The 25,425-nt window shown below is 65.7% G+C and carries 19 protein-coding genes and 2 tRNA genes; 20 read left to right on the forward strand and 1 reads right to left on the reverse strand.

What is annotated here, in order from left to right:
* Positions 1 to 2 precede the first annotated feature (2 nt).
* The 19 genes from nuoF (at position 3) to ACVOME_RS15415 (ending at position 22,797) form a co-directional block, all read left to right on the forward strand.
* Entirely contained in the window at positions 3 to 1,343 is a 1,341-nt protein-coding gene (nuoF, locus tag ACVOME_RS15325; RefSeq protein WP_065175540.1) for an NADH-quinone oxidoreductase subunit NuoF, read from the forward strand.
* Positions 1,340 to 3,574, forward strand: coding sequence for an NADH-quinone oxidoreductase subunit NuoG (gene nuoG, locus ACVOME_RS15330; RefSeq protein WP_053519913.1), 2,235 nt, complete (start codon positions 1,340 to 1,342; stop codon positions 3,572 to 3,574). Before nuoF ends, nuoG begins: the two co-directional genes overlap by 4 nt.
* Positions 3,571 to 4,665, forward strand: a complete 1,095-nt coding sequence (gene nuoH / locus ACVOME_RS15335; protein ID WP_053519914.1) for an NADH-quinone oxidoreductase subunit NuoH — start codon at positions 3,571 to 3,573, stop codon at positions 4,663 to 4,665. Before nuoG ends, nuoH begins: the two co-directional genes overlap by 4 nt.
* A 4-nt stretch (positions 4,666 to 4,669) precedes the next feature.
* Positions 4,670 to 5,158 carry an NADH-quinone oxidoreductase subunit NuoI gene (gene nuoI, locus ACVOME_RS15340; RefSeq protein WP_053519915.1) on the forward strand — a complete coding sequence of 163 codons (489 nt, stop codon included), beginning with the start codon at positions 4,670 to 4,672 and terminating at the stop codon, positions 5,156 to 5,158.
* A 9-nt stretch (positions 5,159 to 5,167) separates the two neighbouring features.
* The gene (locus ACVOME_RS15345; protein ID WP_053519916.1) at positions 5,168 to 5,827 is read left to right on the forward strand and encodes an NADH-quinone oxidoreductase subunit J; all 660 of its coding nucleotides are present in this window, start codon (positions 5,168 to 5,170) and stop codon (positions 5,825 to 5,827) included.
* Positions 5,824 to 6,129: an NADH-quinone oxidoreductase subunit NuoK gene (gene nuoK / locus ACVOME_RS15350; protein ID WP_053519917.1), complete on the forward strand. Its 306-nt coding sequence runs from the start codon at positions 5,824 to 5,826 to the stop codon at positions 6,127 to 6,129. The genes ACVOME_RS15345 and nuoK overlap by 4 nt, the downstream gene beginning before the upstream one ends.
* Positions 6,130 to 6,136: 7 nt before the next feature.
* Positions 6,137 to 8,299 carry an NADH-quinone oxidoreductase subunit L gene (gene nuoL / locus ACVOME_RS15355; protein ID WP_164150621.1) on the forward strand — a complete coding sequence of 721 codons (2,163 nt, stop codon included), beginning with the start codon at positions 6,137 to 6,139 and terminating at the stop codon, positions 8,297 to 8,299.
* Between the two features lie 23 nt (positions 8,300 to 8,322).
* A complete protein-coding gene (locus tag ACVOME_RS15360) occupies positions 8,323 to 9,831 on the forward strand; it encodes an NADH-quinone oxidoreductase subunit M (RefSeq protein ID WP_053519919.1) in 1,509 nt (502 codons plus the stop codon).
* A gap of 15 nt (positions 9,832 to 9,846) precedes the next feature.
* Complete coding sequence (gene nuoN / locus ACVOME_RS15365) at positions 9,847 to 11,307, forward strand: NADH-quinone oxidoreductase subunit NuoN (protein ID WP_065181855.1); 1,461 nt, start codon at positions 9,847 to 9,849, stop codon at positions 11,305 to 11,307.
* A gap of 126 nt (positions 11,308 to 11,433) precedes the next feature.
* A tRNA-Met gene (locus tag ACVOME_RS15370) sits at positions 11,434 to 11,510 on the forward strand.
* Between the two features lie 82 nt (positions 11,511 to 11,592).
* Positions 11,593 to 11,669, forward strand: a tRNA-Met gene (locus ACVOME_RS15375).
* Positions 11,670 to 12,036: 367 nt separating this feature from the next.
* A complete protein-coding gene (rimP, locus tag ACVOME_RS15380; RefSeq protein ID WP_053518672.1) occupies positions 12,037 to 12,627 on the forward strand; it encodes a ribosome maturation factor RimP in 591 nt (196 codons plus the stop codon).
* 4 nt (positions 12,628 to 12,631) lie between these two features.
* Complete coding sequence (gene nusA / locus ACVOME_RS15385) at positions 12,632 to 14,143, forward strand: transcription termination factor NusA (protein WP_053518673.1); 1,512 nt, start codon at positions 12,632 to 12,634, stop codon at positions 14,141 to 14,143.
* Between the two features lie 92 nt (positions 14,144 to 14,235).
* Positions 14,236 to 16,878, forward strand: coding sequence for a translation initiation factor IF-2 (gene infB / locus ACVOME_RS15390; RefSeq protein ID WP_065181857.1), 2,643 nt, complete (start codon positions 14,236 to 14,238; stop codon positions 16,876 to 16,878).
* Positions 16,879 to 17,001: 123 nt separating this feature from the next.
* A complete protein-coding gene (gene rbfA, locus ACVOME_RS15395) occupies positions 17,002 to 17,385 on the forward strand; it encodes a 30S ribosome-binding factor RbfA (protein ID WP_053518676.1) in 384 nt (127 codons plus the stop codon).
* 111 nt (positions 17,386 to 17,496) lie between these two features.
* A complete protein-coding gene (gene truB / locus ACVOME_RS15400; RefSeq protein WP_065181858.1) occupies positions 17,497 to 18,405 on the forward strand; it encodes a tRNA pseudouridine(55) synthase TruB in 909 nt (302 codons plus the stop codon).
* Positions 18,406 to 18,577: 172 nt separating this feature from the next.
* Positions 18,578 to 18,838, forward strand: a complete 261-nt coding sequence (gene rpsO / locus ACVOME_RS15405) for a 30S ribosomal protein S15 (RefSeq protein WP_005417886.1) — start codon at positions 18,578 to 18,580, stop codon at positions 18,836 to 18,838.
* A 151-nt stretch (positions 18,839 to 18,989) separates the two neighbouring features.
* Positions 18,990 to 21,098: a polyribonucleotide nucleotidyltransferase gene (gene pnp / locus ACVOME_RS15410; RefSeq protein WP_053518678.1), complete on the forward strand. Its 2,109-nt coding sequence runs from the start codon at positions 18,990 to 18,992 to the stop codon at positions 21,096 to 21,098.
* Between the two features lie 136 nt (positions 21,099 to 21,234).
* A complete protein-coding gene (locus ACVOME_RS15415; protein WP_180876060.1) occupies positions 21,235 to 22,797 on the forward strand; it encodes a winged helix-turn-helix domain-containing protein in 1,563 nt (520 codons plus the stop codon).
* Here the strand turns inward: ACVOME_RS15415 and ACVOME_RS15420 are convergent.
* Entirely contained in the window at positions 22,766 to 23,812 is a 1,047-nt protein-coding gene (locus tag ACVOME_RS15420; RefSeq protein ID WP_231108689.1) for a serine hydrolase domain-containing protein, read from the reverse strand. The genes ACVOME_RS15415 and ACVOME_RS15420 overlap by 32 nt on opposite strands.
* Before the next feature lie 260 nt (positions 23,813 to 24,072).
* Between ACVOME_RS15420 and ACVOME_RS15425 the strand changes: the two genes are divergently transcribed.
* The gene (locus ACVOME_RS15425; protein ID WP_279942248.1) at positions 24,073 to 25,263 is read left to right on the forward strand and encodes a glycosyl hydrolase family 18 protein; all 1,191 of its coding nucleotides are present in this window, start codon (positions 24,073 to 24,075) and stop codon (positions 25,261 to 25,263) included.
* The last annotated feature ends 162 nt before the right edge of the window (positions 25,264 to 25,425 follow it).

A 25,425-nucleotide genomic window follows, 5' to 3' on the forward strand; every position in this document is an offset into this window, starting at 1 on the left:
GCATGGCACATCACCACGAATCCAAGGGCCCGGTCGGTCCCGCTCCGCTGCCGCACCAGGTGGTCTACACCACCCTGCATTACGACACTCCGTGGTCGTACGAAAGCTACCTCAAGACCGGTGGCTACGCTGCCCTGCGCAAGATCCTCGAAGAGAAGATCCCGCCGGAGCAGGTCATCGAGATGGTCAAGGCCTCCGGCCTGCGCGGCCGCGGTGGCGCAGGCTTCCCGACCGGCCTGAAGTGGTCCTTCATGCCCAAGGGCAACATGCAGAAGTACATCCTCTGCAATTCGGATGAATCCGAGCCGGGCACCTGCAAGGATCGCGACATCCTGCGTTACAACCCGCATTCGGTGGTGGAAGGCATGGCGATCGCCTGCTACGCCACCGGTTCGACCGTGGGCTACAACTACCTGCGCGGCGAGTTCCACCACGAGCCTTTCGAGCACTTCGAGCAGGCCCTGGCCGACGCCTACGCGAACGGCTGGCTGGGCAAGAACGTGCTGGGCTCAGGCGTGGACATCGACATCTACGGTGCTCTCGGTGCCGGTGCTTACATCTGCGGCGAAGAAACCGCGCTGATGGAATCGCTGGAAGGCAAGAAGGGACAGCCGCGCTACAAGCCGCCGTTCCCGGCCAACTTCGGCCTGTACGGCAAGCCGTCGACGATCAACAACACCGAGACCTACGGCTCGGTGCCGGCGATCATCCGCAACGGTCCGGAGTGGTTCAAGGGCCTGAGCCGGACCGCCAATGGCGGCCCGAAGTGCTTCTCGGTCTCCGGCTGCGTGCAGAACGGCGGCAACTTTGAAGTGCCGCTCGGCACCACCTTCGACGAGCTGCTGGAAATGGCCGGTGGCCTGCGCCCGGGCCGTACCCTGAAGGGTGCGATTCCGGGCGGCGTCTCCATGCCGGTGCTCACCGCGGCGGAGCTGAAGGGCCTGCCGATGGACTACGACACCATCCGTGCGCTGGGCTCCGGCCTGGGTTCCGGGGCGGTCGTGGTGCTGGATGACAGCGTGTGCTGCGTCAAGTTCGCCTGCCGCATCAGCCAGTTCTTCCACAAGGAATCCTGCGGCCAGTGCACGCCGTGCCGTGAAGGCACCGGCTGGATGCACCGCGTGCTCGAGCGCATCGTCGCCGGCAAGGCCACGATGGAAGACCTGCACCAGCTGAAGGCGGTGGCCGGCCAGATCGAAGGCCACACCATCTGTGCGTTCGGCGAAGCGGCGGCATGGCCCATCCAGGGCTTCCTGCGCCAGTTCTGGGACGAATTCGAGTACTACATCGTCAACGGTCATTCGATGGTTGACGGCAAGAAGGTGGAGGCAGCCGCCGCATGAGCGCGCAACCCGTAAACCCGAACGTGCCACCGGACCATGTGACCATCGAGATCGATGGCAAGTCCCTGGTCGTGCCCAAGGGTTCGATGATCATCCAGGCCGCCGACAAGGCCGGCATTCCGATTCCGCGCTTCTGCTACCACGAGAAGCTGCCGATCGCCGCCAACTGCCGCATGTGCCTGGTGGACGTGGAGAAGTCGCCGAAGCCGGCGCCGGCCTGCGCCACGCCGGTGATGGACGGCATGAAGGTCGCCACCCGCAGCGAGAAGGCGCTGAAGTTCCAGCGCTCGGTGATGGAGTTCCTGCTCATCAACCATCCGCTGGACTGCCCGATCTGCGATCAGGGCGGCGAGTGCGAGCTGCAGGACGTGTCGCTGGGCTATGGCCGTTCGGTCAGCCGCTTCAACGAGCGCAAGCGCGTGGTCCCGGACGAGGACATGGGTCCGCTGGTCGCCACCGAGATGACCCGCTGCATCCAGTGCACCCGCTGCGTCCGTTTCACCGCCGAAGTGGCGGGCACCTATGAACTGGGTGGCATGTACCGCGGCGAGAACCTGCAGATCGGTACCTACGACGGCAAGCCCCTGACCACCGAACTGTCCGGCAACGTCGTCGACGTCTGCCCGGTCGGCGCGCTGACCAACAAGGTGTTCCAGTTCCGTGCCCGTCCGTGGGAGCTGACCGCGCGCGAGTCGCTGGGTTACCACGACGCGATGGGTTCGAACCTGTTCCTGCATGTGCGCCGCGGTGAAGTGCTGCGTTCGGTGCCGCGCGACAACGAAGCGGTCAACGAATGCTGGCTGTCCGACCGCGACCGCTACTCGCACCAGGGCCTGTACAGCGAAGACCGTGCGGTCAAGCCGCTGCGCAAGGTCAACGGCGAGTGGAAGGAAGTGAGCTGGGCCGAAGGCCTGGCCGCTGCCGCCGACATCCTCAAGGCGAACCAGGGCGACACCCTGGGCGTGCTGGTGCACCCGTCGACCTCCAACGAGGAGGGCGCTCTGCTGGCGCGCCTGGCCAAGGGCCTGGGTTCGGGCAACATCGATCACCGCATCAACAACCGCGATTTCTCCGACGCCGCCACCGCCGAAGTGTTCGGCCTGCCGCTGGCGGAGATCGAAGGCGCTGACCGCATCGTGGTTCTGGGCAGCAACATCCGCCATGAACTGCCGCTGCTGCATGCCCGCCTGCGCAAGGCGCAGACCCAGAACGGCGCGAAGATCCACGTCGTCAACCCGGTCGACTTCGACTTCGCCTTCAGCATCGCCGGCAAGCAGATCGTCGCACCGTCGCAGTTCGTCGATGCCCTGGCCAACGCCGAGCTGCGTTCGGCGGTGCAGGGTGGCAGCAACACCGTGCTGATCGTCGGTGCCATCGCCGAGAACCACCCGCAGGCTGCCGCGATCCGCGCCGCCGCGCGTGATTTCGCCACCGCCACCGGTGCCCGCCTGTGCCGCATTCCGCAGGGCGCCAACGCCGTCGGCCTGACCCGTGCGGGCGTGCTGCCGGCCGGCAGGGACGTCGCCGCGATGCTGGCGCAGCCGCGCCAGGCCTACGTGGTGTACGGCCTGGAGCCGGGCCTGGACTTCGCCGATGCGCCTGCCGCGCGCAAGGCGCTGGCCGGTGCCCAGGTCGTGGCGTTCAGCCACTTCGCCTGCGCCTCGACCCGCGACGTCGCCGATGTGATCCTGCCGATCGGTGCGCTGCCGGAAATCGACGCCACCCTGACCAACCTCGATGGCCGCGAACAGTCGGCCCGTGCCGGTGGCAAGCTGCCGGGCGAGGCCCGTGAAGGCTGGCGCGTCCTGCGTGCGCTGGGCGGTGAGCTGGCGGTGGCCGGTTTCGACTTCATCGATCTGGCGGGCCTGCGTGCCAGCCTGGCACCGGTATCGGTCACCGTGGCTGCGTCGGCCCAGCCGGCCGTTGCAGGCGAAGGCCTGGAAGTGGCCTCGACGGCGGCGATCTACCGCACCGATGCCGTGGTCCGCCGCGCTCCGGCGCTGCAGTCGCATCCGCTGAACAACGCCCCGCGCATCGTCCTCAACACGGAAGATGCCGCACGCCTGCAGCTGCAGGAAGGGCAGATGGCCAAGGTCGGCACCGATGCCGGTCGCGCCACCCTGCCGGTGGTGGTCGACGCCCGCGTCGCTGCGGGTTCGGTCTGGATTGAATCGGGCCACGGCGCGACCGCGCCGCTGGGTGCCGCTCGCGTAACGGTGGTGGCTGCATGAACGAATTGCTGTTGAACGCGGTCGATCCGCTGCACCAGTGGCTGCTCGGCCTCGGTGACATCGGCGCGCTGCTCTGGATCATCCTGAAGATCCTGGTGATCACCGTACCGGTGATCGTCTCGGTGGCCTTCTACGTGGTCTGGGAACGCAAGCTGATCGGCTGGATGCACGTCCGCCATGGCCCGATGTACGTGGGCATGGGCATCTTCCAGGCCTTCGCCGACGTCTTCAAGCTGCTGTTCAAGGAAGTGGTCCAGCCGAGCAACGCCAACAAGGCGATCTACCTGCTGGCACCGCTGATCACCCTGGCCCCGGCGTTCGCGGCCTGGGCGGTGATTCCGTTCGATTCGCAGATCGTGCTGTCCAACGCCAATGCCGGCCTGCTGTACCTGCTGGCGATGACCTCGCTGGGCATCTACGGCATCATCCTGGCCGGCTGGGCGTCCAACTCGAAGTATGCGTTCCTGGGTGCGATGCGTGCCTCGGCGCAGATGATCAGCTACGAAATCGCGATGGGCTTCGCCCTGGTCGGCGTCATGATCGCTTCGGGCAGCCTGAACCTGAGCAACATCGTGATGGCCCAGGCCGGCAGTTCCGGCTTCTTCGACTGGTTCCTGATTCCGCTGTTCCCGCTGTTCGTCGTGTACTGGGTGTCCGGCGTGGCCGAGACCAACCGTGCGCCGTTCGACGTGGTGGAAGGCGAGTCGGAAATCGTCGCTGGCCACATGGTCGAGTACTCGGGCGGCGCGTTCGCGCTGTTCTTCCTGGCCGAGTACGCGAACATGATCCTGATCAGTTTCCTGATCTCGATCTTCTTCCTCGGTGGCTGGCTGAGCCCGATCCAGGGCTGGGTCGATCCGGGCACTGTGTCGCCGCTGGTCGACTGGATCTGGAAGGGTGGCGCGCCGTGGCTGTTCGTCAAGGTGTTCTTCTTCGCCAGTGCCTACATCTGGTTCCGTGCCAGCTTCCCGCGCTTCCGCTACGACCAGATCATGCGCCTGGGCTGGAAGGTCTTCATTCCGCTGACCATTTTCTGGATCGCGGTCACCGCCGTCATGGTGTTCTTCGGCGTGATTCAAAAGGGCGTCTAAAGTGATGAACAGGATTACCCATTACTTCAAGAGCCTGCTGCTGCTCGAACTGCTGGCCGGCCTTTGGCTGACGCTGAAGTACAGCGTCAGGCCGAAGTACACGATGATGTACCCGATGGAGAAGTTCCCGCAGTCGCCGCGCTTCCGTGGCCTGCATGCGCTGCGCCGCTATCCCAACGGTGAAGAGCGCTGCATCGCCTGCAAGCTGTGCGAGGCGGTCTGCCCGGCGCTGGCCATCACCATCGATTCGGCCAAGCGCGAGGACGGCACCCGCCGCACCACCCGCTACGACATCGACCTGTTCAAGTGCATCTTCTGCGGCTTCTGTGAGGAAAGCTGCCCGGTGGACTCGATCGTCGAAACCCACATCCTCGAGTACCACTTCGAGAATCGTGGCGAAAACATCGTTACCAAGCCGCAGCTGCTGGCCCTGGGCGACCGTCTCGAGTCCGAGATCGCCGAGCGTCGCGCCGCCGATGCCGCTTACCGCTGAGGTCGAGAGATGGATTGGGTAAATATCGCTTTCTGGGTCTTCGCCATCGTGGCCGGCATCTCCGCCGCGGCGGTGATCAGCGTGCGCAACCCCGTGCACGCCGTTCTGTGCCTGGTGCTGACCTTCTTCTCCGTTGCCTGCGTGTGGCTGCTGGTGGGCGCCGAGTTCCTCGGTGTGGCGCTGGTGCTGGTCTACGTCGGCGCGGTGATGGTGCTGTTCCTGTTCGTGGTGATGATGCTTGACATCGATCCGTCGAACCTGCGTGAGGGCTGGGTGCGTTACCTGCCGGTGGGCCTGGTCGTGGCCGTGGCGATGCTGGTGCAGATGCTGATGCTGATCGGCGTCAAGGGCAGGGCGGTCAACCCGTTCCCGGCCGACAATGCCGCCGCTCTGGCCGCTGACACGTCCAACGTCACCTGGCTGGCCCGCAGCCTGTTCACCGAGTACCTGCTGCCGTTCGAGTTCGCCGCCGTCATCCTGACCGTGGCCGTGGTGGCCGCGGTGATGCTGACCCTGCGTCGCCGCGAAGGCCTGAAGACCCAGAACCCGACGCAGCAGACCATGGTCAAGGCGCACGATCGCCTGCGCGTGGTCAAGATGAGTGCCGAGCAGCCGGTGGTGCACAGCAACAGCACGCCTGCGGCGGGCGAAGAGGAGACCAAGGCATGATCACTCTGGGCCATATCCTGGCGCTGGGCGCGGTGCTGTTCTGCATCAGCCTTGCCGGCATCTTCCTCAACCGCAAGAACATCATCGTGCTGCTGATGTCCATCGAGTTGATGCTGCTGTCGGTGAACATCAACTTCGTCGGATTCTCGCGCCAGCTGGGCGATCCATCCGGCCAGCTGTTCGTGTTCTTCATCCTGACCGTCGCCGCTGCCGAGGCCGCCATCGGCCTGGCGATCCTGGTGACCCTGTTCCGTACCCGCCGCACGATCAATGTCGGCGAAGTCGATTCGCTGAAGGGCTGATCCACAGATGGAAATCACTCTCTCCAAGAGTCTGTTGATCGCAGTGGTGCTTGCACCGCTGTTCGGCAGCATCATCGCCGGCCTGTTCGGTCGCCAGGTCAAGCGCTTCGGCGCGCAGACCATCACCATCCTCGGCGTTGCGGTTGCGTGCGGCCTGTCGATGTACACGCTCTACCAGCTGCTGTGGGGCGGGGCGCAGCCGTTCAACCAGAACGTCTACACCTTCTTCGAAGTCGGCCAGTACTCGGCCCACGTCGGTTTCATGGTCGACAAGCTGACCGCGATGATGATGGTGGTGGTGACCTTCGTGTCGCTGCTGGTCCACATCTACACGATCGGCTACATGCAGGACGATCCGGGCTACCAGCGCTTCTTCAGCTACATCTCGCTGTTCACCTTCTCGATGCTCACCCTGGTGATGAGCAACAACTTCCTGCAGCTGTTCTTCGGCTGGGAAGCGGTGGGCCTGGTGTCGTACCTGCTGATCGGCTTCTGGTTCAAGCGCCCGACCGCGATCTTCGCCAACATGAAGGCGTTCCTGGTCAACCGCGTCGGTGACTTCGGCTTCCTGCTGGGCATCGCCGGCGTGCTGTGGGTGTTCGGCACCCTGGACTACTCCGAGGTGTTCTCGCAGGCCAGCATGCTGGCCGACCCGCGCGCCCAGCTGCAGATCTGGGACGGCACCCTGTTCGGGATGCAGCTGCTGAACGAGCCGGTGATCTGGTCGATCGCCACGCTGATCTGCATCTGCCTGTTCATCGGCGCCATGGGCAAGTCGGCCCAGGTCCCGCTGCACGTGTGGCTGCCGGATTCGATGGAAGGCCCGACGCCGATCTCGGCGCTGATCCACGCCGCGACCATGGTGACCGCCGGTATCTTCATGGTCACCCGCATGTCGCCGCTGTTCGAGCTGTCGCAGACCGCGCTGGACTTCATCCTGTTCATCGGTGCCACCACGGCCTTCTTCACCGGCCTGATCGGTATCGTGCAGAACGACATCAAGCGCGTGGTCGCGTACTCGACGCTGTCGCAGCTGGGCTACATGACCGTGGCGCTGGGTGTTTCGGCCTATTCGGCTGCCGTGTTCCACCTGATGACCCACGCCTTCTTCAAGGCGCTGCTGTTCCTCGGCGCCGGTTCGGTCATCATCGCCATGCACCACGAGCAGGACATGCGCAAGATGGGCGGCCTGCGCAGGTACATGCCGATCACCTTCATCACCATGTGGATCGGTACCCTGGCCCTGGTCGGTACGCCGTTCTTCTCCGGCTTCTACTCGAAGGACACCATCATCGAGGCCGCCGAGATCCATGCGCATATCCAGGGCAGCTGGGTGGCCACCTATGGCTACTGGGCGGTGCTGGGCGGCGTGCTGGTGACCAGCTTCTACAGCTTCCGCCTGCTGTTCATGACCTTCCATGGCAAGGAGCGCTTCCGCGACGCGCATGACGATCATGGCCACGGCCATGACGATCACCATGCCGCTGATGCGCACCATGCCGACGCCCACCATGACGACCACGGTCATGGCCACGGCGCGCACGAGCCGCACGAGACCCCGTGGGTGGTGACCCTGCCGCTGATCCTGCTGGCCATCCCGTCGATCGCCATCGGCTTCTTCAGCATCGGTCCGATGCTGCACGGCACCGACTGGGCCGGCCACCACGCCCATGAGGCGATCAAGGGCCAGGCGACCACGTTCTTCACCGGCATCGTCGACTTCTACGATCCGGCCAAGAACACCGTGGCCTTCCTCGGCGAGGAGTTCCATGGCCCGGTGGCGTTCGCGCTGCACGGCATGATGCTGCCGCCGTTCTGGCTGACCCTGGCGGGCTTCCTGCTGGCCGCTTTGTTCTACCTGTGGAAGCCGGACCTGTCGGGCAAGGCACGCAAGGCCTTCGCCCCGGTGGTGTCGGTGCTGGAAAACAAGTACGGCTTCGACAAGCTGTGGATCGATGGCTTTGCCGGTGGCAGCGTCAAGCTCGGCAGGGTCTCGCGCTGGATCGACAGCAACATCGTCGACGGCGTGGTCAATCTCTCGGCACGTGTTGTGGACGTCGCAGCCGGCGTGCTGCGTCGTACCCAATCCGGTTTCCTCTATCACTACGCCTTCGCGATGATCATCGGCCTGATTGCCCTGCTGGGCGTGCTGATGCATTACCTGCGTTGATGACCTGTACGGAATAAGAAGACGTGTCGAACTGGCCTCTACTCAGTGTCCTCATCTGGCTGCCGATCATCGGTGGTGCCCTGATCCTTGCGATCCGTGATGCGCAGACCGCCCGCTGGGCGTCGCTGGGCGTGGCGGTGCTGACCTTCGTGGCGAGTCTCTCGCTGCTGGGCGGCTACAACCCGGGCATCGATGGCCTGCAGTTCGTCGAGACCCATGCGTGGATCCCGGCGTACAAGATCGGCTACAACCTGGGCGTGGACGGCATCGCCGTGGCGCTGATCCTGCTGACCACCCTGGTCAGCGTGCTTGCCTTGATCGGTGCCTGGAGCGCGATCGACAAGCGCGTCAACCAGTACGTGGCGGCCTTCCTGATCCTGGAAGGCGTCACCGTCGGCATCTTCGCCGCGACGGACGCGATGCTGTTCTACGTGTTCTTCGAAGCGATGCTGATCCCGATGTTCCTCATCATCGGTGTCTGGGGTGGCCCGCGTCGCATCTACGCCGCACTGAAGTTCTTCCTCTACACCTTCCTCGGCTCCGTGCTGATGCTGGTGGCGCTGATCTACCTGTACATGAAGGGCGGCAGCTTCCAGCTGGCCGATCTGTACGCGCTGCCGCTGACGGCCAAGGAGCAGACCTGGATCTTCTTCGCCTTCCTGATCGCCTTCGCGGTCAAGGTGCCGATGTTCCCGGTGCACACCTGGCTGCCGGATGCGCACGTGGAAGCGCCGACCGCCGGTTCGGTGATCCTGGCCGCCATCGCGCTGAAGATCGGTGGTTACGGCTTCCTGCGCTTCAACCTGCCGATCGTGCCGGATGCTTCGCTGGAGTGGGCCTGGCTGGTGATCGCGCTGTCGCTGATCGCGGTGATTTACGTTGGCCTGGTCGCCCTGGTCCAGGACGACATGAAGAAGCTGATCGCGTACTCGTCGATCGCGCACATGGGTTTCGTCACCCTGGGTACCTTCATTGCCCTGTGGCTGGTGCGTGAAGCCGGCAACGTCGATGCGGCGCGCCTGGGCCTGCAGGGCGCGATGGTGCAGATGATCTCGCACGGCTTCGTGTCGGGTGCGATGTTCTCCTGCGTCGGCGTGCTGTACGACCGCATGCACAGCCGCCGCATCGCCGATTACGGCGGCGTGGTCAATGTGATGCCCTGGTTCGCCACCTTCGCCATGCTGTTCTTCATGGCCAATGCGGGCCTGCCGGGCACCAGCGGTTTCGTCGGCGAGTTCATGGTCATCCTGTCCGCCTTCCAGCGTAACCCGTGGATCGCCCTGGGCGCGGCCACCACCCTGATCATCGGTGCGGCCTATACCCTGTGGCTGTACAAGCGCATCTTCTTCGGCGAAGTGGCCAACAGCCATGTCGCCGAACTGAAGGACATCAACGGCCGCGAATGGCTGGTGCTGGGCGTGTTCGCCATCGGCGTGCTTGCCCTGGGCATCTACCCCAAGCCGCTGACCGACCTGATGGAGCCCTCGATCGCGAAGCTGGCGATGCAGATCGCATCCAGCAAGCTGCTGTAATTCCAGGATTTGATGATGACCACCTCGCCGCTGCTGCCATTGACCGCTGCTGACCTGCCTCCGCTCGCCCCCGAGCTGGTGCTGATCGGCAGCGCCTTCGCCCTGATGATCCTCGACCTGTTCGTCAGCGAGCGGAACAAGATCGTCACCCACCTGTTCTCGGTTGCTGCACTGGCCGTCGTGCTGTTCATGCTGGCGACCGGCGTGGGCGGGCAGGGAGAGGTCTTCCATGGCATGTTCGTGCGCGATACCGCCGCGGACGTGATGAAGACCGGGATCGTGCTGCTCAGCGGCCTGACCCTTGTGTACGGCTGGCGCTACCTGCGCGACCGCAACCTGTTCCAGGGCGAGATCCCGGTGCTGATCCTGTTCGGCACGGCCGGCATGATGATCCTGGTCTCGGCCGGCAGCCTGCTGATGGTCTACCTGGGCCTGGAACTGCTGGCGCTGTGCTCGTATGCGCTGGTGGCCAGCAACCGCGACAGCGGCCTGGCCTCGGAAGCGGCGATGAAGTACATCGTGCTCGGTTCGCTTGCCTCCGGCCTGCTGCTGTATGGCATGTCGCTGATCTACGGCGCCACCGGCAGCCTGCACCTGGACGTGATCCGCGATGCCATCCCGCATTCCGAAGAGCGCGTGCTGCTGATCACCGGCGCGGTGTTCATGATCGCGGGCGTGGCCTTCAAGCTGGGTGCGGCACCGTTCCACATGTGGCTGCCGGACGTCTACCAGGGTGCGCCGGCGCCGATCGCGCTGTTCATCAGCTCGGCACCGAAGCTGGCTGCGTTCGGCATGGCCTACCGCCTGCTGGAAATGGGCGTGGGTCCGCTGTCGACCGAGCTGCAGCTGCTGATCGCCGGCCTGGCCGCCGTATCGCTGGTGATCGGCAACCTGATGGCGATCGCGCAGAGCAATCTCAAGCGCATGCTGGCGTTCTCCACCGTCTCGCACATCGGCTTCCTGCTGATGGGCATCGCCGGTGGTGGCTCGCAGGGCTACGCTGCCGCGCTGTTCTATGCGCTGGCCTACGCCATCATGTCCACCGCCGCCTTCGGCGCGATCATCGCGCTGTCGCGTGCCGGCTTCGAGGCCGAGAACATCGAGGACTTCAAGGGCCTGAACGCCCGCAACCCGTGGATGGCCGGCCTGGTGCTGTGCATCATGGCGTCGCTGGCGGGCATTCCGCCGTTCCTCGGCTTCTGGACCAAGCTGGCGGTGCTGGGTGCGGCCGTCAACGGCGGCCTGCTGTGGCTGGCGATCCTCGGCGTGCTGTGCGCAGTGGTCGGCTGCTTCTACTACCTGCGGGTCATCAAGGTCATGTACTTCGATGAGCCGGTGGGCGAGGCCATTCCGCGCGGCAACGATCGCGTGCTGGGCCTGGTGCTGGGCGTGAACGCGCTGGCGCTGCTGGCCCTGGGCCTGGCCTGGAACCCGATCATGGTCTGGTGCCAGCAGGCTTTTGCGCATCTTGCATAAAAGTTGACACAAAGCTGCGCGATTCGTGTAATATGCGCAGCCTGAGTTGTCACTGCAGCGGTTCAGCCAGAACATCGTTGCGACATCCCCCTCGTCAGGGTGGGGCAGCAGCTCAAACACTTCCGGTGCGGGGTGGAGCAGTCTGGCAGCTCGTCGGGCTCATAACCCGAAGGTCGCAGGTTCAAATCCTGCCCCCGCTACCAACATCAGGCCGGCGCCATCCGGCTTGATGAATGAGGGAAAGCTTGCATTTATTGCAGTTATGCCTCATGATTCCGCTTCTGATGCGGGGTGGAGCAGTCTGGCAGCTCGTCGGGCTCATAACCCGAAGGTCGCAGGTTCAAATCCTGCCCCCGCTACCAAGTAAAGAGATCGCCTTCGAAGTCCTGCTTCGAAGGCGTTTTTCTTTGAGGTCTGTGTGCTTTCCACGTGTTCGGGGTCAGATCCCTTTTTCCGTGGAAAAGGGATCTGACCCGGGTCCCTGCCTTGCACCAGCGCGGTGCAGCCGCTATCATCATCGGCCTAAGCAGTACCCCTGAAGGCGGCGCTCCCCTGGGGAGACCTCACCCGGAAGGAGGGCTCGCAACATGCCTTCGCGGCGTGCTGCAACCGGAATCCAGTCACCGGAGTCTTTCCGGAAAAAGGGGCCCTGCGGGCCCTTTGTCGTTTCCGGGGCGTCATGTTCATGCCGGCCGTGGCCGGCACCCAACCAAGAGATCAAGGCAGGCTGTGAGCGACAAGGCAACCGACATCGCGAATCTGCTCGCCCCGACCGTTGTGTCGCTGGGCCTGGAGCTGCTGGGCGTTGAGTATCTGCCGGCCCCCGGCGGTGCGACCCTGCGCCTTTACATCGACGTGCCGCTGGCTGAACAGCCCGAGCGCATCATCAATGTCGACGACTGCGAGCGGGTCAGCCGCGAAGTGTCGGCGCAGCTGGACGTCGAAGACCCGATCAGCGGCAACTACACGCTGGAAGTGTCCTCGCCGGGCGTCGATCGTCCGCTGTTCAACCTGGAGCAGTTCACTCGCCACCTGGGGGAGTCGGCCAAGGTCACCCTGAAGCTGCCGCAGGACAACCGACGTCGCCTGCAGGGCCGTATCGAAGCGACCGACGAGGCTGCGGGCACCATCACCTTCATCGTCGACAAGGCCGAAGTGGTCGTGTCGGCGGACAACATCGACAAGGCACGGATCCTGCCCGACTGGGTGGCGCTGGGGCTGGCCCCGAGCAAGCCGACCGGTCCGGCACCGAAGCGTCCGAAGCCGAACAAGAATTCTTCTTCCAACGAGCCGGCGGCAAAGAAGCCGCGCGCGGAGTGAGCCAATGAGCAAGGAACTGTTGCTGGTAGTCGACGCGGTCGCCAACGAGAAGGGCGTGCCGCGTGAAGTGATCTTCGATGCCATCGAGGCCGCCCTGGCCTCGGCAGCGAAGAAGCGCTATCCCGACGAGGAAGTGCTGACCCGCGTGGTCATCGACCACAAGGATGGCAGCTACGAAACCTTCCGTCGCTGGGAAGTGGTGGCTGATGACGTGGTCATGGAGTCGCCCGACCGCCAGATCCGCCTGATGGACGCCATCGATGAAGCCGAGGGCGTGGACGTCGGCGATTACATCGAAGAGCAGATCGAGAACCCGGACTTCGGCCGCATCGCCGCCCAGGCCGCCAAGCAGGTGATCGTGCAGCGCGTTCGCGAAGCCGAGCGCCAGCAGGTTGTGGACGCATGGAAGGACCGCGTCGGCGAGCTGATCACCGGTGTGGTCAAGCGTGCCGAGCGTGGCAACATCTACGTCGACCTCGGCGGCAACGCCGAAGGCTTCATCCCGAAGGACAAGGGCATTCCGCGCGACGTGCTGCGCGCCGGTGACCGCGTCCGCGGCTACCTGGCCGAAGTGCGCTCGGAGCCGCGTGGCCCGCAGCTGTTCATCAGCCGCGCCGCGCCGGAGTTCATGATCGAGCTGTTCAAGCTGGAAGTGCCGGAAGTCGGTCAGGGCCTGGTGGAAATCAAGGCCTGTGCCCGCGATCCGGGCGACCGCGCCAAGATCGCCGTGCTGGCCCACGACCAGCGCACCGATCCGATCGGTGCCTGCATCGGCATGCGCGGTTCGCGCGTGCAGGCGGTGTCCAACGAGCTCAATGGCGAGCGCGTGGATATCGTGCTGTGGAACGACAACCCGGCCAACTTCGTCATCAATGCGATGGCGCCGGCCGAGGTGCAGTCGATCATCGTCGATGAGGACAAGCACTCGATGGATCTGGCCGTTGCCGAGGACCGCCTGGCCCAGGCGATCGGCAAGGGTGGCCAGAACGTGCGCCTGGCCAGCCGCCTGACCGGCTGGCAGCTCAACGTGATGACCCAGGACCAGGTCACCGCCAAGTCGGAGGCCGAGCAGGCTTCGGCCCGCCAGCTGTTCATGGACAAGCTGGAAGTGGACGAGGAGATCGCCGGCATCCTGGTCAGCGAAGGCTTCGGCACCGTCGAGGAAATCGCTTATGTCCCGGTCGGCGAACTGCTGGCCGTGGAAGGTTTCGACGAGGATATCGTCGAAGAGCTGCGCGCTCGTGCCCGCGATGCGCTGCTCAATGAGGCCCTGGCAGTCGAGGAAGGCCTTGAAGACGGCCAGCCGGCGCAGGACCTGCTGTCCCTGAAGGGCATGGACGAAGCCACCGCGTATGCGCTGGCCGGCCACGGCGTGCGCACCAGCGAGGATCTGTCCGACCTGGCCGCCGACGAGGTCGTGGACTTCGGCATCGAAGGGCTGGACCAGGAGCGCGCCGCCGCGCTGATCCTGGCCGCGCGTGCCGAGGAGATCGCCCGACTGGAACGCGGCGAATGAGCCGGCAATGAACAGGGCCCTGAGCCGCTCAGGGCGTAGAATCCGCGCCACCTCCAGATGCGGGGGGGCGCCCACAAGATCATAGGATCCGAATGTCGCAGCAAACCACCATCCGCAAGCTTGCCGAACTGGTCAACACACCGGTCGAAAAACTGCTTGAACAGCTGGCCGGTGCCGGCATGAAGTTCAGCGGTCCCGACCAGGTCGTGACCAGCACCGAGAAGGTGAAGCTCCTGGGCTTCCTTCGTCGTTCGCACGGCAAGCCCGAGCAGGCGCCGGAAGAGACCGATCAGTCTGCAAAGAAGATCACCCTCAACCGCCGTAAACAGCAGGAAGTGACGGTCAATTCCGGTCGCAGCAAGACGACCGTGAATGTCGAGGTGCGCCAGAAGCGTACCTACGTCAAGTCCGATGGTGGTCGTGCGATGACTCCGGACGAAGAGCGCGCCGACATCCTGCGCAAGCTGGAAGAGTCGCGCGCCCGCAACCTCGCCGAACAGCAGGCATTGGCCGAGAAGGACCGTCTGCGCGACGAGGCCATCGTCCGTGCACGCGAGGAAGAGATTGCCGCCAAGGAGCGTGCCGAAGCCGAGAAGAAGGCTGCAGAGGAAGCAGCGGTTGCCGCCAAGGCCGCCGAGGCGCTGGCCGCCAGCCAGCCGAAGACGCGCGCTCCGATCGACGAAACCGCACCGCGTCCGCCGCGTACCCCGGCCGCAGCCCCGGCTGCCCCGCGTGGCGCTCCGCCACGCAGCGAGGACCGCAACAACCGCAGCGCGCCGCGCAACGAGCGTGGCCCGGGCGATCGTTTCTCCGGCCAGATGCACCTGTCGGCCGCCGACCGTGCACGTCGTGGCAACAGCAACAGCACGACCCGTGGTCGTCCGGGCGGCCGGAACCAGGCCGGCGGCCGTCGCGACATGTCGCGCGGTGGCAGCAACGCCGGTCCGCATGCCTTCGAACGTCCGACCGCCCCGGTCGTGCGTGAAGTGGCGATCGGCGATACGATCACCGTGGCCGACCTGGCGCAGAAGCTCGCGCTGAAGGGCGGCGAGGTGGTCAAGGCGCTGTTCAAGATGGGCGTGATGGCCACCATCACCCAGTCCATCGACCACGACACGGCGGCGCTGGTGACCGAGGAACTCGGCCACAAGGCGATCCGTGCCAACGACAACGACGCCGAAGACGCACTGCTGGCATCGACCGGTGAAAACCAGGGCGAAGCCGTGCAGCGCCCGCCGGTGGTCACCATCATGGGCCACGTCGACCACGGCAAGACCTCGCTGCTGGATTACATCCGCCGCACCAAGGTCGCCACCGGCGAAGCCGGCGGCATCACCCAGCATATCGGTGCGTACCACGTGGATACGCCGAAGGGCGTGATCAGCTTCCTGGATACCCCGGGCCACGCAGCCTTCACTTCGATGCGTGCCCGCGGTGCCAAGCTGACCGATATCGTGGTGCTGGTGGTCGCTGCCGATGACGGCGTGATGCCGCAGACCAAGGAAGCGATCCAGCATGCCCGTTCCGCCGGCGTGCCGCTGATCGTGGCAATCAACAAGATCGACAAGTCCGACGCCGATCCGATGCGGGTCAAGAACGAACTGCTGACCGAGCAGGTCGTGGCCGAAGACTTCGGTGGCGACACCCAGATGGTGGAGATCTCGGCCAAGACCGGCCTGGGCATCGACGACCTGCTGGACGCCATCTCGATCCAGGCCGAACTGCTGGAGCTGAAGGCTGTCGATGAAGGCCGCGCGTCCGGCGTGGTGATTGAATCGTCGCTGGACAAGGGCCGCGGCCCGGTCGCCACCGTGCTCGTGCAGCAGGGCCGCCTGAAGAAGGGCGATTACCTGGTGTGCGGCATCCAGTACGGCCGCGTGCGAGCGCTGTTCGACGAAACCGGCAAGCAGCCGGAGTTCGCCGGCCCGTCCATCCCGGTGCAGGTCCTGGGCCTGTCCGGCGTGCCGGAGGCCGGTGACGACTTCGTGGTGGTCGAGGACGAGCGTCTGGCCAAGGACGTTGCCCAGCAGCGTGAGACCAAGCGCCGCGAGTCGCGCCTGGTCGCCACGGCGGGCAGCCGGATGGAAGACATCATGGCGACCCTGGGCAAGGGTGAGGGCCAGCAGGTCCTCAACCTGGTCATCAAGGCCGACGTGCAGGGTTCGGTGCAGGCGCTGAGCCAGGCCCTGGTCGCGCTGTCCAACGACGACATCCGCATCAACGTGATCCACTCCGGCGTGGGCGGCATCACCGAGTCGGACGCCAATTCGGCTGCCGCCTCCAAGGCCACCGTCATCGGCTTCAACGTGCGTGCGGATGCTTCGGCCCGTCGCATCATCGAATCCAACGGCGTGGACCTGCGTTACTTCTCGATCATCTATGACGTGATCGATCAGGTGAAGCAGGTGGCCTCCGGTCTGCTGGGCGTGGAGATCCGCGAAGAGATCATCGGTATCGCCGAGGTCCGCGATGTCTTCCGCAGCTCCAAGCTGGGCGCCGTCGCCGGCTGCATGGTCATCGAAGGCGTGGTCAAGCGCAGCAAGCCGATCCGCGTCCTGCGCGACAGCGTGGTGGTGTTCGAAGGCGAGCTGGAATCGCTGCGTCGCTTCAAGGAAAACGTCGAGGAAGTCCGCAACGGTACCGAATGCGGTATCGGCGTGAAGGCTTACAACGACGTCAAGCCGGGCGACCAGATCGAGTGCTTCGAGCGCATCGAAGTGCCGCGTACCCTGTAATGCTGCAACGGACCGGCCCTCGCGGGCGGGTCCACCCCTGGTGGCGCCCGACCCCGGTCGGGCCGTCTCTCCCGGTAGGGCCCGACCTTGGTCGGGTCACATTCAATTCAAGAGCCCGACCGCGTGCCCAAGACTTTCCATCGAACCGACCGTGTCTCCGCCCAGCTGCGCCGTGAACTCGGCACCCTGGTGCACAACGCCGTGCGCGAGCACGGGTTGCCCTCGGTGAGCGTGTCCGACGTGGAAATCACCCGCGACATGGCCCATGCCAAGGTCTTCGTCACCGCGCTGATGCCGGAACGTTCGGCCGAAGCGGTGGCCGGCCTGAAGGAACTGGGCTATCGCCTGCGCATGGACCTGGCCCGGGCGATGAAGCTGCGTCACGTGCCGGAGCTGCATTTCCATTACGACGACTCGGTTGATCGGGGCGAGCACATCGACAACATCCTGCGCGATCTGCCCGACACCGTGGCTGCCGAGAAGCGCCGCGAAAGCGACGAAGAATAACCGCGCGACGCCGGGCATGCCCGGCGTTGCTGCATTCCGGCTGCGCGATGTCTGATGCAGGCCGCGCCGCGCGCTTGCCGGGCATGGTCCGGCGCTACACCCGTATCTGTCATGACCCGAATTCAGTTCCGCCGCCTGGACGGCATCCTGCTGCTCGACAAGTCGACCGGCATGAGCTCCAACGCTGCCCTGCAGGTGGCGCGCCGCCTGTTCCGTGCCGAGAAGGGCGGGCATACCGGCAGTCTCGACCCGCTGGCCACCGGCCTGCTGCCGTTGTGCTTCGGCGAGGCGACCAAGATCGCCGGCCTGCTGCTGGGCTCGGCCAAGGCCTATGACGCCGAGATCGTGCTCGGCCAGACCACCGACACCGATGACGCCGAAGGCGAGGTGCTGCTGCAGCGCCCGGTGCCGCAGATCACTGCTGACGTCCTGCAGGCCGCGCTGGCACCGCTGACCGGCAGCATCCGCCAGCGGGCCCCGATCTATTCAGCGCTGAAGCAGGGAGGCGAGCCGCTGTACGTGAAGGCCCGCCGCGGCGACGCCATCGAGGCGCCGGAGCGGCAGGTCCAGGTGCATGCCATCGAGGTCCTGGAACAGCAGCCCGAGCGGCTGCGCCTGCGCGTCACCTGTGGCTCGGGTACCTACATCCGCAGCCTGGCGCGTGATCTCGGCGAGGCGCTGGGCTGTGGTGCGCACATCAGCGCCCTGCGCCGGCTGTGGGTGGAGCCGTTCCGCGAGCCGGCGATGGTCACCCTGGACCAGCTGCGGGCCATGGTCGAAACGGGTGACCTGGCGGCCATGGATGCGCTGCTGCTGCCGCTGGCCGACGGTCTGGCCGGGTATCCGCGGGTCGAGCTGGACGCCGGCCAGACGCAACGGTTCTGCATGGGACAGCGGTTGCGCGATGCCGGCTGGCCGCGCGGTCTGGTGGCGGTGTTCGGTCCGGACGCGGCTGTCCAGGGCCTCGGTCAGGTCGATGACAGTGGCCTGCTGGCCCCGCAGCGCCGCTTCAACCTCTGAGCAGGGCGGGGCGGTTCAGCCCCGGTCCTTGTCCCCGGAGCCCCTGGCCGTTACAATTTCGCGGCCATTTTCTGGCAGCCTGCCCCGCGCAGGTTTCATCCCTGTAGTCCACGGCGAGCCTGGCGGTGCGCGAAGCGCGTTCCTGCCGGCCACGCATCACTGAGAAAAAGACATGTCGATCGACACCCAGAAGGTCATTGAAGACAACAAGCGCAGCGCCGCCGACACCGGCTCCCCGGAAGTCCAGGTGGCCCTGCTGACCGCCCGCATCGAACTGCTGACCGGCCACTTCAAGACCCACAAGAAGGATCACCACAGCCGCCGCGGCCTGCTGCAGATGGTCAACCGCCGTCGCAGCCTGCTCGACTACCTGAAGAAGAAGGACGTCGAGCGTTACAAGGCCCTGATCGAGAAGCTTGGCCTGCGTCGCTAAGCAACGAATCCCCCGCGGCGCAGCGATGCGCCGCGGTTTTGTTTTGTAGTACCGCAATCCCCGATTCAGGCCGGAACGATCCGGTCACCCGCTGGCGGCAAGGGTCGCCGACGGTCCAAATTCGCAGACAGCATCCCCAAGGACACCCTCCGTGGCAAAAATCACCAAAACCTTCCAGTACGGCAAGCACACCGTCACGCTTGAGACCGGCGAAGTCGCCCGTCAGGCCAGCGGCGCCGTCATCGTCAAGATGGACGACACCGTACTGCTGGTCACCGCCGTCGCCGCCAAGAGCGCGCGCGAAGGCCAGGACTTCTTCCCGCTGACCGTCGACTATCAGGAGAAGTTCTACGCCGGCGGCCGCATTCCGGGTGGTTTCTTCAAGCGCGAAGGCCGTGCGACCGAGAAGGAGACCCTGATCTCGCGTCTGATCGACCGTCCGATCCGTCCGCTGTTCCCGGAAGACTACAAGAACGAAGTGCAGATCATCGCCACGGTGATGTCGCTGAACCCGGACGTGGACGGTGACATTCCGGCCCTGATCGGTGCTTCGGCGGCCCTGGCTCTGGCCGGCACCCCGTTCATGGGTCCGATCGGCGCTGCCAAGGTCGGTTACAAGAACGGCGAGTACATCCTGAACCCGACCGTCAGTGAACTGGCTGACTCGCAGCTGGAACTGGTCGTTGCCGGTACCTCCAACGCCGTGCTGATGGTCGAATCCGAAGCCGCGCTGCTGTCGGAAGAAGTGATGCTGGGCGCCGTGACCTTCGGTCACCGCGAAATGCAGAAGGTCATCAACGCGATCAACGAGCTGACCGTCGAAGCCGGCACCAAGCCGTCGACCTGGGAAGCCCCGGCCAAGAACGAAGCGCTGATCGCCGCCCTGAAGGAAGCCATCGGCCCGCGCCTGGGCGAAGCCTTCCAGGTGCGTGACAAGCTGCAGCGTCGCGATGCCATCTCGGCGATCAAGAAGGACGTGGTCGAAGCCCTGGCCGGCCGCGTGGCTGCCGAAGGCTGGAACCCGGCCGAGCTGTCGAAGGAATTCGGCGAACTGGAATACCGCACCATGCGCGACTCGGTGCTGGACACCAAGGTCCGCATCGACGGCCGTGCGCTGGATACCGTCCGCCCGATCTCCGTGAAGACCGGCGTGCTGCCGCGTACCCACGGCTCCTCGCTGTTCACCCGCGGCGAAACCCAGGCCATCGTGACCATCACCCTGGGCACCGCCCGCGACGGTCAGGTCATCGATGCCGTTGCCGGTGAGTACAAGGAAAACTTCCTGTTCCACTACAACTTCCCTCCGTTCTCGGTGGGTGAGTGCGGCCGCATGATGGGTCCGAAGCGCCGCGAGATCGGCCACGGTCGCCTGGCCAAGCGCGGCGTGCTGGCTGTCATGCCGTCGCTGGAAGCCTTCCCGTACACCATCCGCGTCGTCTCGGAAATCACCGAGTCGAACGGTTCCTCGTCGATGGCCTCGGTCTGCGGTTCGTCGCTGGCCCTGATGGACGCCGGCGTGCCGGTGAAGGCCCCGGTGGCGGGTATCGCCATGGGTCTGGTCAAGGAAGGCGACCGCTTCGTCGTCCTGTCCGACATCCTGGGTGACGAAGATCACCTGGGCGACATGGACTTCAAGGTGGCCGGTACCGCTGAGGGCATCTCTGCCCTGCAGATGGACATCAAGATCGAAGGCATCACCGAAGAGATCATGAAGCAGGCGCTGCAGCAGGCCAAGGCTGGCCGTCTGCACATCCTGGGCGAAATGGCCCACGGCCTGACCGCTCCGCGTTCGGAACTGTCCGACTACGCGCCGCGCCTGCTGACCATCAAGATCCACCCGGACAAGATCCGCGAAGTGATCGGCAAGGGTGGCTCGACCATCCAGGCCATCACCAAGGAAACCGGCACCCAGATCGACATCCAGGATGACGGCACCATCGTCATTGCCTCGGTCAACGCGATCGCTGCCCAGGCCGCCAAGGCCCGCATCGAGCAGATCACCTCGGACGTCGAGCCGGGCCGCATCTACGAAGGCAAGGTCGCCAAGATCATGGACTTCGGCGCGTTCGTCACCATCCTGCCGGGCAAGGACGGCCTGGTCCACGTCTCGCAGATCTCCAGCGAGCGCGTCGAGAAGGTCGGCGACAAGCTGAAGGAAGGCGATGTGGTCAAGGTCAAGGTGCTGGAAGTCGACAAGCAGGGCCGTATCCGCCTGTCGATGAAGGCCGTGGAAGAAGGCGAGGGCGCCAGCGCCGAATGATCGACCCACGGTCGATCACGGCAGGTGTCAACCCGGGTTGAGCACCGCCGCTGACATCGCTGGAATGAGAAAGCGGGCTTCGGCCCGCTTTTTCTTTGTCCGGCATCCTGAGCGGGCTTGCCGCTATGCTGTTGTCATGGACCTCCTGCGCCTGCTCGACCTGGACATCGACCGCCCGGCGCAGCGCGTGAGCCGGGCCGGTGAGGCCCTGCCCATCAGTGGCCTGAGCTGGACCCTGTTCGACGTGCTGCTTGCACACGGCACCCGTGTGGTGGATTTCGACACGTTGGCGGCCCAGGTCTGGGCACCTGCGGTGGTTGGTGAGGATGCGGTCAGTCAGCGGGTGAAACTGCTGCGGCAGGCACTCGGCGATGACAGCCGTCGGCCGCGCTACATCCGTTCGGTGCGCGGGCGCGGCTATCAGCTGTGCGCCGCACCGATACCGATGGCACCGCCGCCGGTGATCCGATCGTCACGAGGGCGCTGGTGGTGGGCTGCAGCGCTGGTGGCGGTGGGCGGGTTGGCGGTGGCGGTGCTGGCGTGGCCGGACCAGGCTCCGCCCGCCGCAGTCACGTCCCTGCTGCAGCGCGCGGACTATTACGCCGGCATCGGCCAGGCGAGCAACAACGAACGCGCGATCGCCCTCTACCGCCAGGCACTCCAGGTCGATCCAGAATCCAGCGCGGCCCGGCGTGGGCTGGCACGTGCATTGTCGGCGCAGGGATGCCTGTTCAACGGTTCTCCGCAGCAGATGCGCGAAGCGCTGGCGCTGGCCAACTCCGAACGTGCACGGGCGCCGCATGACGGTGCTACGTACGCCCTGCGCGGGTATGCGCATGATTGCCTTGGGCGGATGGACGATGCGGTAGCCGACTACGCGCGCGCGATCCAGCTCGATCCTGCGGACGAGCGCACCCGCGCATCGCTGGCCTATCTGCAGCAGGAGCAGGGCCGCCTGTCGCTGGCGCTGCGCGCCAACCTCGCACTCAAAGCACCCGAACGCATCCGCTTCCGTGATGTGCAGGTGGCGCGCGAAATGGAACTGCTCGGTTTCACCCAGGCGGCAGCGCAGCGCCATGCGCGCAACTTCCAGCTTTACCCGGACAACGTGTTCGCCAACATCGCGTGGCCGCGCAGCCTGTACGTTGCCGGGGCCGCCGGGCGCGCCCGGGAGGAGCTGGCCATCGCATTGACGCGTGGCACACCACACCCCCAGCTGCTGCGCCTACAGGGAGAACTGGCATTGCTGGCCGGTGACACCGCGGCGGCGGCCGAGGCGTTCGCGACGGCGCACCGGCTGCGGCCGCAGCAATCGTTGGGAGAGACGCTGGCGGGCCTGTACGGATCGACGGCCATCGATCCGGCATGGGCACGTGCGCGATTGCAGCGCCTGCCGGCGGGGAGTGGTGATGGTTGGGCCGATGCTGCGCTCGAGCGGGCTCTGCTGTTGCAGTCGGTGGGTGATGCGAAGGCCGCCGTGGCCGCGCTGCACCAGGCGGTGGACGATGGCTTCCGCGATGCGGCATGGCTGCGTGCCACGCCGCTGTATGCTCCGCTGCGCAGCGCGCCGGAGTGGGAGCCGCTGCTGGCGCGTATCGATGCGGATGTCGCCAGGCAGCGCGCGCAGGTCCTCGCCGCCGCATGGCGACCCTCCGATCTGTCCGGTCTCAGCGCAGTGCCGGAAGCAGGAACTCAGTGAGAATCCGCCGCGACTGCGGATGGGCGAAGCTGCGGTTGTAGGCTTGGCTGGTGACTACGGCCACGGCATTCCTGTCAGGAATCAGGAAGACATAATTGCCGCCGTTGCCGGACATCGCCCACACGGTCCGCTGCCTGCCCTGCACCGTCAGCTGCAGGCCCCACCATTGGTAGCCGTACTCGCTGCCATCGCCAGTGCGGGCCTGTGGCTGGATCATTGCAGCGATGAAATCGCGGGGAACCAGTTGCCGGCCATTGCCGCGCCCCTGATCCAGCACCAGCTGCCCCAGCCGCGCCAGGTCGCGGCTGCGGTAGCGCGTGCCGCCGCCTCCCATTCCGATGCCCTCCGGTGAACGGTTCCAGTGGCTCTCGGTGATGCCCAGCGGACGCTCCAGTGCCCGGGCGGCATAGTCCGACAGTGGCATGCCGGTGGCCCTCTCGAGCACGGCGCCGAGCACGAACGAGTCGGCCGTACAGTACGCGAAGGAACGGCCATGAGGGCTGTCCTCCGGTCGCTGCATCCAGGGCGCGAAGCCCTTCACAGGCAGGGACAGGGCAAAGTCCAGCCAGCGCTCGCTCACGTACATGCGCTCTTCGTGGCCGCTCGAGAACGGGTTCTCGTCGTCGCATTCCCACAGGCTGCTCATGGTCAGCAGATCCTGCAGGGTGATGGCGCGCAGGCGCGGGTCGACGACGTGGCGCGCGGTGAATCCGGGGAAGTAGTCGTAGACCCGGGCCTGCACGCCCGGCAGCGCCCCCTCGCCGATGGCGGCGCCGATCAGCAGTGCGGTCACGCTTTTGCTGGCCGAGCGCACATCGTGCAGGGTGCCCGCGTCCGCGCCGTTGAAGTAGCCCTCGTAGACGACGTTGCCGTCGACCTGCAGCAGCACGCTGCGGATCTGCTTGAGGTCATCGCGGGCGATGGCCTGCTCCAGGGCGGGCAGGCGGACGGAGGCAGGCGTTGCGGCGCCGGTGGTGTGGGGTATGAATGCCAGCAGCACAAGGAGGAAGGACATCAACGGACGCATGGTCGGGCTCCATCGGAAAGGAGACTGGATTGAGCCCGGTCCTTCGCTGAAGTGCTGGAAGCGTGTCTGAAGAATTCTGAAGGGTCAGTACCGGCGACGGCAGCGCGCTGTCCTGCCGTGGGGCGTCAGGGACATGCCGATGTCATCCTGCGGGCGTCCGTGCCTGTCCAGTGGACGACATTCGATGAAGCCGCGCCGGGGCGTGATCGGTTTGCTACCGTGGCTGCGCCTTCGAACCGGGAGATCCCATGTTCCGCCAGACCCTGGCCGTCCTTGCCGTACTCGTCACCGCTGCCGTGCCCGGCGCAGTGCACGCTGCGCCGGCGCAGTCGCCGATCTTCGGCGCCTACTACCCCGGTGGCTCGGCCGGGCGCTATCCGGTTTCGAGCATTCCAGCCGAGCGCCTGACGCATCTGTTCTACGCGTTCTCCACCATCGAAGACGGCCGATGCGTGATCGGTGCGGACGCATCGAAGAACGTTGCCGAGCTGGCTGACCTGAAAAAAGCGCATCCGCATCTGCGCACGCTGATCTCGATCGGCGGCTGGGGCGCCGGTGGGTTCTCCGATGCCGCGCTGACCGAAGCCAGCCGCAGGCGCCTGGTCGACTCCTGCATGACGCTGTTCTTCGAGCGGCACGCAGGCAGCTTCGATGGCGTGGACATCGACTGGGAGTTCCCGGTCAGTGGCGGCCCGAAGGAACTGGCGCATCGTCCGCAGGACCGGGCCAACATGACGCGCCTGGCGCAGGCGTTCCGTACCGCGCTCGATACGTACGGGCACAGGGCAGGGCAGCCGATGCTGCTGACCGCCGCGCTGGCCGCTGGCCGGCTGCAGACCGATGGCCCCTATGATCCCGCCGCCAGCTATGACCTGCCTGCGCTGGCCCGGATACTCGATTTCATCAACCTGATGAGCTACGACATGGGTACCGGTTTCTCGGCCGTGTCGACCTTCAACGCGCCGTTGCATGAAGTGCCGGCCGACCCGCTGGCGCCGGAACTGCGGCGCTGGAACAACGTGGCCGGTGCGGTGCGGTACTACCGCGAACATGGCGTGCCGGCGGACAAACTGGTGCTGGGCGTGCCGTTCTACGGGCGCGGCTTCAAGGTGACCGGGGAGACTGCCGACGGCCTGTACCAGGCTTACAGTGCGCCGGCCGATGCCGGCGACTGGCGGGTGATCAAGGCGCGTTACCTCGATCAGCCGGGCTGGACCAGGCACTGGCACCCGCAGGCGCAGAGCCCGTGGTTGTACAACCCGCGGGAGAACGTCTTCATCAGCTATGAAGACCCGCGTTCGATCGGCCTGCGGGCGCAGTTCGCCCGCGAACAGGGGCTGGCCGGTGTCTTCATGTGGGAGCTGACCGGCGACGATGAACAGGCCAGCCTGCTCAACGCGATGCTGGCGCCCTGGCACAAGGCCCGCGTGGGCGATTGAAGGCGCCGCGCTCCGCCGGCATGGCCCGGCGGGGCGGTCAGTCGGCCCAGACGCTGTTGGGGTCGCCGTGGGGGGGGCCCGCGGGGGGGGGGGCCGCCCCCCCCCCCCCCCCCGCCGGCCCCGGCCCCGGGGGCCGGGGGGGGGGCCGCCCCCGGCCCCGAG

Source organism: Stenotrophomonas sp. STEN008 (assembly GCF_056760435.1).

Excerpts from the sequence above, each read along its gene's own strand:
- infB (WP_065181857.1), top strand. The coding sequence starts at position 14,236 with ATGTCGCAGCAAACCACCATCCGCAAGCTTGCCGAACTGGTCAACACA.
- nuoH (WP_053519914.1), top strand. The coding sequence starts at position 3,571 with ATGAACGAATTGCTGTTGAACGCGGTCGATCCGCTGCACCAGTGGCTG.
- nuoN (WP_065181855.1), top strand. The coding sequence starts at position 9,847 with ATGACCACCTCGCCGCTGCTGCCATTGACCGCTGCTGACCTGCCTCCG.
- rpsO (WP_005417886.1), top strand. The coding sequence starts at position 18,578 with ATGTCGATCGACACCCAGAAGGTCATTGAAGACAACAAGCGCAGCGCC.
- ACVOME_RS15425 (WP_279942248.1), top strand. The coding sequence starts at position 24,073 with ATGTTCCGCCAGACCCTGGCCGTCCTTGCCGTACTCGTCACCGCTGCC.
- ACVOME_RS15420 (WP_231108689.1), bottom strand. The coding sequence starts at position 23,812 with ATGTCCTTCCTCCTTGTGCTGCTGGCATTCATACCCCACACCACCGGC.
- nuoF (WP_065175540.1), top strand. The coding sequence starts at position 3 with ATGGCACATCACCACGAATCCAAGGGCCCGGTCGGTCCCGCTCCGCTG.
- nuoK (WP_053519917.1), top strand. The coding sequence starts at position 5,824 with ATGATCACTCTGGGCCATATCCTGGCGCTGGGCGCGGTGCTGTTCTGC.
- nuoI (WP_053519915.1), top strand. The coding sequence starts at position 4,670 with ATGAACAGGATTACCCATTACTTCAAGAGCCTGCTGCTGCTCGAACTG.
- nuoG (WP_053519913.1), top strand. The coding sequence starts at position 1,340 with ATGAGCGCGCAACCCGTAAACCCGAACGTGCCACCGGACCATGTGACC.
- nuoL (WP_164150621.1), top strand. The coding sequence starts at position 6,137 with ATGGAAATCACTCTCTCCAAGAGTCTGTTGATCGCAGTGGTGCTTGCA.
- nusA (WP_053518673.1), top strand. The coding sequence starts at position 12,632 with ATGAGCAAGGAACTGTTGCTGGTAGTCGACGCGGTCGCCAACGAGAAG.
- ACVOME_RS15415 (WP_180876060.1), top strand. The coding sequence starts at position 21,235 with ATGGACCTCCTGCGCCTGCTCGACCTGGACATCGACCGCCCGGCGCAG.
- ACVOME_RS15345 (WP_053519916.1), top strand. The coding sequence starts at position 5,168 with ATGGATTGGGTAAATATCGCTTTCTGGGTCTTCGCCATCGTGGCCGGC.
- truB (WP_065181858.1), top strand. The coding sequence starts at position 17,497 with ATGACCCGAATTCAGTTCCGCCGCCTGGACGGCATCCTGCTGCTCGAC.